Annotated in this window: 4 protein-coding genes and 3 rRNA genes; 6 read left to right on the top strand and 1 reads right to left on the bottom strand. The window is 61.0% G+C overall.

Annotation, left to right across the window (positions count from 1 at the left end):
• Positions 1-159 precede the first annotated feature (159 nt).
• The 6 genes from ACQCSY_RS04195 (at position 160) to ACQCSY_RS04170 (ending at position 10,244) form a co-directional block, all read left to right on the top strand.
• Positions 160-1,437 carry a plasmid pRiA4b ORF-3 family protein gene (locus ACQCSY_RS04195; RefSeq protein WP_427133441.1) on the top strand — a complete coding sequence of 426 codons (1,278 nt, stop codon included), beginning with the start codon at positions 160-162 and terminating at the stop codon, positions 1,435-1,437.
• A 585-nt stretch (positions 1,438-2,022) separates the two neighbouring features.
• Positions 2,023-3,548, top strand: a 16S ribosomal RNA gene (locus ACQCSY_RS04190).
• A 541-nt stretch (positions 3,549-4,089) separates the two neighbouring features.
• Positions 4,090-7,237: ribosomal RNA gene (locus tag ACQCSY_RS04185) — 23S ribosomal RNA — on the top strand.
• Between the two features lie 250 nt (positions 7,238-7,487).
• Positions 7,488-7,604 (top strand): 5S ribosomal RNA (gene rrf, locus ACQCSY_RS04180).
• The 16S, 23S and 5S rRNA genes sit together here, the layout of an rRNA operon.
• Before the next feature lie 187 nt (positions 7,605-7,791).
• Entirely contained in the window at positions 7,792-9,291 is a 1,500-nt protein-coding gene (locus ACQCSY_RS04175; protein WP_427133439.1) for a DUF7594 domain-containing protein, read from the top strand.
• Positions 9,292-9,401: 110 nt separating this feature from the next.
• Positions 9,402-10,244: an SDR family NAD(P)-dependent oxidoreductase gene (locus ACQCSY_RS04170; protein WP_427133437.1), complete on the top strand. Its 843-nt coding sequence runs from the start codon at positions 9,402-9,404 to the stop codon at positions 10,242-10,244.
• Positions 10,245-10,286: 42 nt separating this feature from the next.
• On the opposite strand, the gene ACQCSY_RS04165 is transcribed toward ACQCSY_RS04170, so the two are convergent.
• Complete coding sequence (locus ACQCSY_RS04165; protein WP_427133435.1) at positions 10,287-12,068, bottom strand: sensor domain-containing protein; 1,782 nt, start codon at positions 12,066-12,068, stop codon at positions 10,287-10,289.
• Positions 12,069-12,180: the final 112 nt, after the last annotated feature.

Raw genomic sequence — 12,180 nt, 5'->3', positions numbered from 1 at the left:
CGGAGGGCCCTGCAGCATTTCGGCGGTCAAGCGGTCAAGCGGCCGACGGCGGGACAGGGCTTTCGGCGAGCCCTACCTGTGGCGATTCGACCCGTCTGATTTCGACAAGCTCAATCACCGGGGGACAGGCTCAACCGGGGCTCTGGCACAATGGCCAGCATGGAAGCTGCCGTCACCGTCACCGTCCCCGTCCCCGTCCCTGCCTACTATCTGCGCGTCAGCATCGAAGGCACCGAACCGGAGATCTGGCGGCGCCTCCTTGTCCCGGAAACCATCACTGTCCCGGAGTTCCACCTGGCCATCCAGCGCGCCTTCGGCTGGCATGACCGGCACGTCTACGGGATTCGCGGCATCGACCGCCACGGCGAGCCCCGCGTCATCGTCGGCCCGGACGAGGCGGCTGAGGACATCGATGCGGAGCCGGCCTCCGGCGTCGTGCTTTTTGAGCTCCTGGATGCGCAGCAGGCCGGACCCACATCTCTGGAGTACGAATACGACTTCGGCGACGCGTGGACGCACACTGTGGAGCTGATGGGGCCGGCAATGCTCTCCGAGGCGACGATCGCCTGCGTTGATGGCGCCAACCGGGGACCGGTGGAGGACTCCGGCGGGCCCGGCGGCTACGCACGGCTGGCCGAGATTCTCGCGGACAGGAACCACGCCGAATTCCACGACGCCGAAATGTGGTTCTCCGGCATCACGGGTGAGAGGGCCACGGCGTTCGACGTCGGGGCGTTCGACCTCGACGCCGCCAGCCGGCGCCTGGCGTTGTTGAGTCTGAAGTTGTGGCCGCAGCCCGTTACCCCGGAGGAGCGCAACGCCGTGCTCCGCCCCATCCTGTGGCTGCTGGAAAACGCCGCGGGGGAGGGGCTGGAGCTGACGAAGGACGGCTACCTGAAACCGGCGATGGTCCGGCGCACCCTCGACGAGCTCGGCTGGCACGACGAACTGCTGGGCAAGGGCAACCGCGAGATTAACGCGAGGAATGTCCTGAACCTGCGCCAGCACCTGCAGGACTGGAGGCTGCTGCGCAAGCGGAACGGCAGGCTGGTGCTCGGGCCGAAGGGGAAACTCGGCCTCGGCGAACCGGACGAGCTCTGGAACCTCATGGTGGAGACAATAGGCCGCCCGGAGCACGACGCCGTGAAGCTCATGACTCGGCTTGCGGCCCGCTGGTACCTCGAGGGCTTCGCGCCTCCGCTCACCCGCCGCACCGAGGTCATCCTCAGCGCGTTCCAGGCCGGCGGCTTCATCAACCGCTCCGGAGACGCGATTCCCGAGGAGTGGGCGTGGGAAATTGACCACAAGGTGCGGCGGTCCCTTGAGTGCCTCCAACTGACAGCGACCGGCGTGCCTTTCCTGCGTTCGGAGAAAGACCTGTCCGACGGCGGCCTGAAGTTCCTGCTGCAGGTGCAGGCGCTGCTGGGAGACCGGTAGGGCTGTAGGGCTCACTCAGCAGATGTGACCCACTGCACAGCAGCCCGACACGGGACCAACGCCTTCTGGGATGTGCCGGTAGACTCCGAATTCCCCGGGAATCCGGCAGTTTTGGGGGCGGGGCGAGCACAAACCGGGTGGATTTGCGCCGGGTGTTCCGGGCGTGTAAAGTCATTCGAGTCGCCGCCGCTGAAGCGGAAAGATAGCGACCGACCCCCTGATGAACAGCCTGGAAAATGGTACGCAAATTTGCGCTCTAAATACGGGCGGGGACCCACCTCGTGGAAATGGAAATCACGGAAACGCTGATTTGCAAAGCTCCACGGGACCGGGTAAGTTTGGAAAGTTGCTCCGGAGCGATCCTCGACCGATAGATGGTTGTGGGGGTGCCGGGTGTGTCTGTTGTTTGAGAACTCAATAGTGTGCCAAGTTTGTTGATACCAATTTATTTATATGGATTGGTTGAATTTGCCGGACCGTGCCACCCCGTGGTGTGGTCTGGTGTTTTTGGCTGGTTTCAAATTTTGTGCAGCCTTCTTCTCCCGTTTTCCCGGGGGTGTTGGTTGTGTCTGTTTTTGTTTTACTTCAACGGAGAGTTTGATCCTGGCTCAGGATGAACGCTGGCGGCGTGCTTAACACATGCAAGTCGAACGATGATCCCCAGCTTGCTGGGGGGATTAGTGGCGAACGGGTGAGTAACACGTGAGTAACCTGCCCTTGACTCTGGGATAAGCCTGGGAAACCGGGTCTAATACCGGATATGACTTCCTGCCGCATGGCGGGGGGTGGAAAGCTTTACGGCGGTTTTGGATGGACTCGCGGCCTATCAGCTTGTTGGTGAGGTAATGGCTCACCAAGGCGACGACGGGTAGCCGGCCTGAGAGGGTGACCGGCCACACTGGGACTGAGACACGGCCCAGACTCCTACGGGAGGCAGCAGTGGGGAATATTGCACAATGGGCGCAAGCCTGATGCAGCGACGCCGCGTGAGGGATGACGGCCTTCGGGTTGTAAACCTCTTTCAGTAGGGAAGAAGCGAAAGTGACGGTACCTGCAGAAGAAGCGCCGGCTAACTACGTGCCAGCAGCCGCGGTAATACGTAGGGCGCAAGCGTTATCCGGAATTATTGGGCGTAAAGAGCTCGTAGGCGGTTTGTCGCGTCTGCCGTGAAAGTCCGGGGCTCAACTCCGGATCTGCGGTGGGTACGGGCAGACTAGAGTGATGTAGGGGAGACTGGAATTCCTGGTGTAGCGGTGAAATGCGCAGATATCAGGAGGAACACCGATGGCGAAGGCAGGTCTCTGGGCATTAACTGACGCTGAGGAGCGAAAGCATGGGGAGCGAACAGGATTAGATACCCTGGTAGTCCATGCCGTAAACGTTGGGCACTAGGTGTGGGGGACATTCCACGTTTTCCGCGCCGTAGCTAACGCATTAAGTGCCCCGCCTGGGGAGTACGGCCGCAAGGCTAAAACTCAAAGGAATTGACGGGGGCCCGCACAAGCGGCGGAGCATGCGGATTAATTCGATGCAACGCGAAGAACCTTACCAAGGCTTGACATGGACCGGAAACACCTGGAAACAGGTGCCCCGCTTGCGGCCGGTTCACAGGTGGTGCATGGTTGTCGTCAGCTCGTGTCGTGAGATGTTGGGTTAAGTCCCGCAACGAGCGCAACCCTCGTTCCATGTTGCCAGCGCGTAGTGGCGGGGACTCATGGGAGACTGCCGGGGTCAACTCGGAGGAAGGTGGGGACGACGTCAAATCATCATGCCCCTTATGTCTTGGGCTTCACGCATGCTACAATGGCCGGTACAAAGGGTTGCGATACTGTGAGGTGGAGCTAATCCCAAAAAGCCGGTCTCAGTTCGGATTGGGGTCTGCAACTCGACCCCATGAAGTCGGAGTCGCTAGTAATCGCAGATCAGCAACGCTGCGGTGAATACGTTCCCGGGCCTTGTACACACCGCCCGTCAAGTCACGAAAGTTGGTAACACCCGAAGCCGGTGGCCTAACCCCTTGTGGGAGGGAGCTGTCGAAGGTGGGACTGGCGATTGGGACTAAGTCGTAACAAGGTAGCCGTACCGGAAGGTGCGGCTGGATCACCTCCTTTCTAAGGAGCACCTACAGGCTGTCTGTCCCGTGTATGCGGGGTGCGAGAGTCTGTCAGGAGTATATGCCCGCTGCGCAGACGATTGTTCTGCGGCGGGTGCTCACGGGTGGAATATCAACGAATAGGTGCCTGGCGGCACGGGCCGGTAACAAGTACGGACACTCCTTTCGGGGAGGGTCCTGGAACGTCACCGGATTGATGCTGCCGGGTAGTGTTTGGCACACTGTTGGGTCCTGAGGCAACAGGACCGCGGCGCATGCCTGTTCCCGTTTTGTCGGTGGCGGGTGTGCGGTGCGGGACGTTTGTTTCTGGTTTCCTGGCCGCGCCGATCATGCACGGAGCCCCTTGGGGGTGTGTGTGGGGTGTGGGGTACGGGGTTGTTGTTTGAGAACTACATAGTGGACGCGAGCATCTTTTATAAGAAGCAATTTCCAAGAATATGAACCTGGATCTGTGCCGTGGACTTGGTTGTGCCTTCGGGTGTGGCTGGTTGCGGTGTGGTTTCCGTGGTTCTCTCGTGAAGTAGTTTTTGATCTTTTGTGGTCAAGTTTTTAAGAGCACACGGTGGATGCCTTGGCATTAGGAGCCGAAGAAGGACGTAGGAATCTGCGATAAGCCTGGGGGAGTCGATAACCGGACTGTGATCCCAGGGTGTCCGAATGGGGAAACCCCGCCACGCGTCGCAAGGCGACGTGGTGACCCGCATCTGAACACATAGGGTGCGTGGAGGGAACGCGGGGAAGTGAAACATCTCAGTACCCGCAGGAAGAGAAAACAATAGTGATTCCGTCAGTAGTGGCGAGCGAACGCGGATCAGGCTAAACCGTTCCATGTGTGATAGCCGGCGGGCGTTGCATGGTCGGGGTTGTGGGACTTTCCATACCAGCTCTGCCGGGCTGGGAAGGTGAGAGTGTGGACATAGGTGAACGGTCTTGAAAGGCCGGCCGTAGAGGGTGTGAGCCCCGTAACCGAAATGTTGTGCACCGCCTGGGAGGTATCCCAAGTAGCACGGGGCCCGAGAAATCCCGTGTGAATCTGTCAGGACCACCTGATAAGCCTAAATACTCCCTAATGACCGATAGCGGACCAGTACCGTGAGGGAAAGGTGAAAAGTACCCCGGGAGGGGAGTGAAACAGTACCTGAAACCGTGTGCTTACAATCCGTCGGAGCAGCCGTGAGTAATCACAAGTAGCTGTGACGGCGTGCCTTTTGAAGAATGAGCCTGCGAGTTAGTGTTACGTCGCGAGGTTAACCCGTGTGGGGAAGCCGTAGCGAAAGCGAGTCTGAACAGGGCGTTGCAGTGGCGTGATCTAGACCCGAAGCGAAGTGATCTACCCATGGCCAGGTTGAAGCGACGGTAAGACGTCGTGGAGGACCGAACCCACTTCAGTTGAAAATGGAGGGGATGAGCTGTGGGTAGGGGTGAAAGGCCAATCAAACTTCGTGATAGCTGGTTCTCCCCGAAATGCATTTAGGTGCAGCGTTGCGTGTTTCTTGCCGGAGGTAGAGCTACTGGATGGCTAATGGGCCCTACAAGGTTACTGACGTCAGCCAAACTCCGAATGCCGGTAAGTGAGAGCGCAGCAGTGAGACTGTGGGGGATAAGCTTCATAGTCGAGAGGGAAACAGCCCAGACCACCAACTAAGGCCCCTAAGCGTGTGCTAAGTGGGAAAGGATGTGGAGTTGCGAAGACAACCAGGAGGTTGGCTTAGAAGCAGCCATCCTTAAAAGAGTGCGTAATAGCTCACTGGTCAAGTGATTCCGCGCCGACAATGTAGCGGGGCTCAAGTACACCGCCGAAGTTGTGGATTTCGGACAACAGCCAAGCCGCCCCTTGTGGGTTGGTTCAGGCGTCCGGAGTGGTAGGGGAGCGTCGTGTGGGCAGTGAAGTCGCGGTGTAAACCAGCGGTGGAGCCCACACGAGTGAGAATGCAGGCATGAGTAGCGAAAGACGGGTGAGAAACCCGTCCGCCGAATGATCAAGGGTTCCAGGGTCAAGCTAATCTGCCCTGGGTAAGTCGGGACCTAAGGCGAGGCCGACAGGCGTAGTCGATGGACAACGGGTTGATATTCCCGTACCGGTGAAAAACCGTCCATGCCGAACGGGGGACACTAACCGCCCGAAACCTGCCCGATCGTCCTTCGGGATGTGCGGGTTTTGGTGGAGCGCGGGACCTGATCCCGGGAGGCAAGCGTATTAACAGGTGTGACGCAGGAAGGTAGCCGAGCCGGGCGATGGTTGTCCCGGTCTAAGGATGTAGGGCGAACGGTAGGCAAATCCGCCGTTCATGATGCCTGAGATCTGACGGGACCCCCGTGAGGGGGGATTCGGTGATCCTATGCTGCCGAGAAAAGCATCGACGCGAGGTTTCAGCCGCCCGTACCCCAAACCGACACAGGTGATCAGGTAGAGAATACTAAGGCGATCGAGAGAATTATGGTTAAGGAACTCGGCAAAATGCCCCCGTAACTTCGGGAGAAGGGGGCCCCCAGCGTGATGGACACTTTGCTGTCCGGAGCGTGCAGGGGCCGCAGAGACCAGGGGGAAGCGACTGTTTACTAAAAACACAGGTCCGTGCGAAGTCGCAAGACGATGTATACGGACTGACTCCTGCCCGGTGCTGGAAGGTTAAGAGGACCGGTTAGCCGCAAGGCGAAGCTGAGAATTCAAGCCCCAGTAAACGGCGGTGGTAACTATAACCATCCTAAGGTAGCGAAATTCCTTGTCGGGTAAGTTCCGACCTGCACGAATGGAGTAACGACTTCCCCGCTGTCTCAACCATAAACTCGGCGAAATTGCAGTACGAGTAAAGATGCTCGTTACGCGCAGCAGGACGGAAAGACCCCGAGACCTTTACTATAGTTTGGTATTGGTGTTCGGAGTGGCTTGTGTAGGATAGGTGGGAGACGTGGAAGCCCGGACGCCAGTCCGGGTGGAGTCATCGTTGAAATACCACTCTGGTCACTTTGGACATCTAACTTCGGCCCGTAATCCGGGTCAGGGACAGTGCCTGATGGGTAGTTTAACTGGGGCGGTTGCCTCCTAAAAAGTAACGGAGGCGCCCAAAGGTTCCCTCAGCCTGGTTGGCAATCAGGTGTCGAGTGTAAGTGCACAAGGGAGCTTGACTGTGAGAGAGACATCTCGAGCAGGGACGAAAGTCGGGACTAGTGATCCGGCGGTACATTGTGGAATGGCCGTCGCTCAACGGATAAAAGGTACCTCGGGGATAACAGGCTGATCTTGCCCAAGAGTCCATATCGACGGCATGGTTTGGCACCTCGATGTCGGCTCGTCGCATCCTGGGGCTGGAGTAGGTCCCAAGGGTTGGGCTGTTCGCCCATTAAAGCGGTACGCGAGCTGGGTTTAGAACGTCGTGAGACAGTTCGGTCCCTATCCGCTGCGCGCGCAGGAAATTTGAGAAGGGCTGTCCTTAGTACGAGAGGACCGGGACGGACGAACCTCTGGTGTGTCAGTTGTACTGCCAAGTGCACCGCTGATTAGCTACGTTCGGATGGGATAACCGCTGAAAGCATCTAAGCGGGAAGCTCGCTTCGAGATGAGATTTCCATACACCTTGTGTGTGAGAGGCCCCCAGCCAGACCACTGGGTTGATAGGCCGGATGTGGAAGCGAGGACCAACGACTCGTGAAGCTGACCGGTACTAATAGGCCGATAACTTACACCACACACCACCGGTGAACGGCGTCAAAAGACGTTCACACCAACGGCGGTAAAAAAGAAAACAAGACTGCTTGCGTCCACTATGTGGTTCCCAGACAACAAACCCTTACCGGTATAGTTGTTCCAGGGAACAAAAACCACAACACAATAACAACACCACCACGCCCGGCCCAGGTCAGGCAACGGTGGAACCACAGTTGTTGTAACCACAGATTTCCCACCCCCGGGCACACCCGGCGGGACGGGACAAAGGGTTACGGCGGTCATAGCGTGGGGGAAACGCCCGGTCCCATCCCGAACCCGGAAGCTAAGACCCACAGCGCCGATGGTACTGCACCCGGGAGGGTGTGGGAGAGTAGGTCACCGCCGGACATAAATTAGAGCTCAGGCCCCGACAAGGAATGTCGGGGCCTGAGCCATTTAACACCCAAGCTCAGAACCTGAGGGAGGGATATCTCTTTGGGTTTGAGCGTTGTGGTGTGCGTTTTGGCAGGCTAGGGTATGGAATCCTACCGGCCACCGGGGCGTAGGGTGCGTGGACCTACCTAGGAGCCCTACGATGAGCCTCAAATCTGGCGTCGCCTCGGGGAAGAACAACACCAAAAGATATCGGCTCGGCCACACGTCGTGGCGGCGCCGATGGATATCCGTGGCAACAACGCTTTTTCTCACGGCCGCAGTTTCCCTCATCGGGGCACCCGCGGAAGCCGCCACCCTAACCTTTCCGGCTTCGGCGGATGCCGTGGTGAAGCGCGACACTCCCACCACCAACTACGGCAAGGTAACAGGCCTGAAGGCCGATAACTCCCCGGTCGAGATGGTCTTCCTCAAGTTCACGGTCACCGGCACCGCCGGCAGCACCGTAACGGGCGCAAAACTTAGGTTGTTCGCGACTGATCCATCCAACCTGGGTGGCCAGATCCGCAGGGTATTGAACAACGCCTGGAGCGAAACCACGTTGACCTTCAACAATGCGCCCGTCGCCGAAACGACGGTGGTGGCATCACGGGGCGCAGTGGCGGACAACACCTTTGTGGACTTTGACCTATTCAGCGTCATCAAGGGCGATGGCACGTATTCATTCCGCATCAGCAACACGTCCTCCGATGGTGTCATCTACAGTTCGAGGGAAGCTTCGATCACCACCCAACGGCCCCAACTGATCGTCACCACGAACGCAACGCCGCCCCCACCTCCGCCCCCGCCGCCACCTCCGCCGCCGCCCCCGCCGCCAAACCCCTGTGGCAAGGCGGCAGCCCCGCCGGCGAGGTACGACCACGTCATCTGGATGCTCTTCGAGAACAAGACATACTCGCAGGTCATTGGGAACGCCAGTGCGCCGTACATGACGCAAACCGCGAGGCAGTGCGCGTCAGTGTCCACCTGGAGTGACGCCGGCTTGGGCTTGCCTTCGCTACCGAGCTATCTGGCCATGACTTCGGGCAGTACACAGGGCGTCACGTCCGATTCGAACCCGAGCGGCCTGCCGCCCATTACGGCCGACAACATCTTCCGCCAGGTGAGGGCCTCGGGCCAGTCGCAGAAAAGCTATCTGGAAGACATGCCATCGAATTGCCGACTGAGCGCATCTGGCCTGTACGCGGAGCGGCACAACCCCGAAATTTACTATCAAGGGCCGGGGGACAGGACCGCCTGCGCCACCAACAACGTGCCCATGGGCAGTGTGAGTTCAGGAAACCTTGCAAGGGACCTAGCCAACAACACTCTGCCGAATTTCTCGTTAATCGTGCCGAATGTTTGCAATGACATGCACGACTGCGGCGTCGCCACGGGCGACGCCTGGCTTTCCCAATGGCTGCCCGTCATCCTGGCCAGCCAAAGCTACCAGGGGGGACGAACCGCGATATTCGTGGTCTTCGACGAAGACACTCCGGTACCCAACTTCGTCGTGGCTCCGTCCGTGGTCCCGGGCACTGTTGCCCAGGGCTCCTACAGCCACTACTCGCTGCTCCGCACAAGCGAAGAGATGCTGGGCGTCGGCTTTAGGTTGCTCAACGCTGGCACGGCGCTGAGTCTGCGGCCGCCACTGAATCTATAGTCACTATAGAAAGTCCGGTCAATACCGGAGTCACGGCGCCCGACCCGGGAACGTATCCCGGCCGGGCGCCGTTGTACGAGCGCCACCTTCCTCCATTCGAAGGACTCTTCATGACCGCACGGACCATTGTTATCACCGGAGCCAGCGACGGCATCGGCGCGTCCGCCGCACGGACCCTCAGCAAACAGGGGGAGCGGGTGGTCGTCGTCGGGCGCTCCACCGAGAAGACGGAATGCATCGCGAAGGAGATAGGCGCCGACTTCTTCGTCAGCGACTTCGCGGATCTATCCCAGGTGCGCCGGCTCGCCGTGCAGCTGAAGGAAAGGTACCCGCGGATCGACGTCCTAGCCAACAACGCCGGCGGGATCATGGGCGCCCGTGAACTCACCGTGGACGGCCACGAGAAGACCTTCCAGGTCAACCACCTGGCCCCGTTCCTGCTCACCACGGAGCTACTGGACGTGCTCACCGCCAGCAAGGCGACCGTCATCAATACCTCCAGCGCTGCAAACGGTTTCGGCAAGCTGGACACCGAGGACCTGGACGCCGCGGAGAGCTACTCCACCAACCGCGCCTACGGCAACGCCAAGCTCGCCAACATCCTCTTCACATCCGAGCTCCACAACCGCTACAACAGCGACGGGATCTCGACGGCGGCCTTCCACCCTGGCGGCGTGGCCACCAACTTCGCTGCCGAATCGACCACTCCGTTCAGGTTCGTCTACACGTCCTTCCTGAAGCGGTTCATGCTGACCCCGGAGCAGGGCGCGGACACCCTCGTGTGGCTCGCCAACGCCACGCCCGGGCACGACTGGATCTCGGGCGCCTACTACGCCAAGCGGACCCTCTCCAAGGCCAACAAGCAGGCCTACGACGCCGGACTGGCCCGGGCGCTGTGGCAGCGCAGCGAGGCGATGGTGGCCCTGGATCTCGACAAGCTCGATCACCGGTAAGGCTGAGCTCGATCACCGGTAAGGCTCAACCACCGGACGGGCTCACCGGGCGGCGTCGACCTTGTCGATCGCGTTGAGCGCACTTTCCATGGTTCCGGCCAGTTCGCTGGCCGGGGCCGGCCTGGCGAACAGGTAGCCCTGCAGGGAATCGCAGCCCCGGTCCATCAGGTACTTGGCCTGGGCCGGGGTCTCGATGCCCTCCGCCGTGACCTTCAGGCCCACGGCGTGCGCGGCGTTGATCATGGCGCCGAAGAACGGCAGCTGTTCCTGGCCGGTCTTGATCATGGCCACGAAGGAGCGGTCGATCTTGACCTTGTCCAGCGGCAGCTCCTTGAGCCGGCCGAGCGTGGAATACCCGGTGCCGAAGTCGTCCATGGCAATCCCGACACCGGCGTCCCGCAGCTGGCCCAGCTGGAGCAGCACGTCCGAGGCGGCGTCGAAGAATACGCTTTCCGTCAGTTCCAGCGTCAGCTGGCGCGGATCCACCCCGGTGGACGTCACGATCCCCAGCACATCCGTGGCGAAGTCCCGGTGCTGGAACTGCAGCCCCGAGACGTTCACCGCGACGCTGTACGCGGCGTCGCCGGCCAGCCACGGCCGGATCTCAGCGCAGGCGCGGCGCAGGACTTCGTCGCCGATTTCCCGGATGAGGCCGCTCTGCTCCGCCACCGGCAGGAACTGGTTGGGCGGGATCAGCCGGCCGTGCCGTTCCCAGCGCGCGAACGCCTCGAACTGCACCACCGAGCCGAGGCCGGGCGAAACGACAGGCTGGTAGTGGACCGAGATCTGGCCAAGCTCGACGGCGCGCCGGAGCCCGGTCTCGCCATCGGCCTTGTGCGGCGCCATGTTCAGCATCTCCGGCCGGAACCGCAGCCACTTGTTCTTCCCCGCAGTCTTCGCCGCGGCCATGGCCACATCGGCCTGCCGCAGCAGCTCCGCCCCGTCCAGCGTCTGCGCCGTCTTGGAAGCCAGGCCCATGCTCACGCCGGGCCGCACCATGGAGCCGCCGACGCGCAGCGGCTCGTACAGGGACTCGGCGATCCGCTTGGCCACCGCGTCCGCGTTGAGGCATTCGGTCAGCAGGACCACGAATTCGTCGCCGCCGAGCCGCGCCACGGTGTCATGCGGCCGGACGCAGTTGCGCAGCCGGCTCGCCACCTCCACCAGGAGCTCGTCGGCCGCCGAGCGTCCCAGCATGTCGTTGAGGTTCTTGACATCATCCAGGTTCAGCAGCAAGACATCCACCGTGTCCGGCCTGCGCAGCGCCGCGGCCAGCCGATCGTTGAACAGGGGCCCGCTGGGCAGCCCGGTCAGCGGATCCCGCAGGGCCCCGGCCTTGAGCTGGTCATCGTGCTCGGCGAACGCAGCGGGAACGGATGCCGCGGCAAGAGGAGCACGACGGCGGAGCGCGGCGCCGCTGGCGCTAGCGGTATCGCTTGCTGGGGTGCCGGCGTCGTGCTGCTGCGCCTCCCGGTGACTGACACCGCGGACTGAGAGCGCAACAGCGCTGCCCCCGTTGGCAGGTATCAGCGAGCAGGTGATCTCGACCGGGAGTTCGGTGCCGTCCGCCCGCCGCCCGGATCCTGCGAACGGCGCGCGGGAGCGGCTTGCGGTGGTCCCCAGGCCGGCCAGGACACCGTGGAAATCCTCACGCGACGACTCGGCGAGCAGCAGGTTGTGGTCCGCGCCCAGGAGCTGGGCCCGGGAGTAGCCGAAGAGCTGTTCCACGGCCGTGTTCAGGAAGGAAATGGACCCGTCCGGATCGAGCAGCAGCAGCGCGTCCGGGCTGTGCTCCAGCAGTAATTGTGCGAACCCGGCGTCCATGATTTCTTGCCTGCCCCCCAAGCGACGGTTAAGGAATGCAGGCCATCTCGCGGAGAATAAGTTGGGCTGCGCTCCCTGAATCATATGTTGTGCGGTCCGCTGGAGCGTGATA

Origin of the sequence: Pseudarthrobacter sp. S9 (assembly GCF_050156545.1) — a bacterium.
Classification (GTDB): domain Bacteria; phylum Actinomycetota; class Actinomycetes; order Actinomycetales; family Micrococcaceae; genus Arthrobacter.
The sequence above is the reverse complement of the archived record's forward strand: the minus strand, read 5'-3'. Positions and strand labels throughout refer to the sequence as shown.

Excerpts from the sequence above, each read along its gene's own strand:
- ACQCSY_RS04195 (WP_427133441.1), top strand. The coding sequence starts at position 160 with ATGGAAGCTGCCGTCACCGTCACCGTCCCCGTCCCCGTCCCTGCCTAC.
- ACQCSY_RS04175 (WP_427133439.1), top strand. The coding sequence starts at position 7,792 with ATGAGCCTCAAATCTGGCGTCGCCTCGGGGAAGAACAACACCAAAAGA.
- ACQCSY_RS04170 (WP_427133437.1), top strand. The coding sequence starts at position 9,402 with ATGACCGCACGGACCATTGTTATCACCGGAGCCAGCGACGGCATCGGC.
- ACQCSY_RS04165 (WP_427133435.1), bottom strand. The coding sequence starts at position 12,068 with ATGGACGCCGGGTTCGCACAATTACTGCTGGAGCACAGCCCGGACGCG.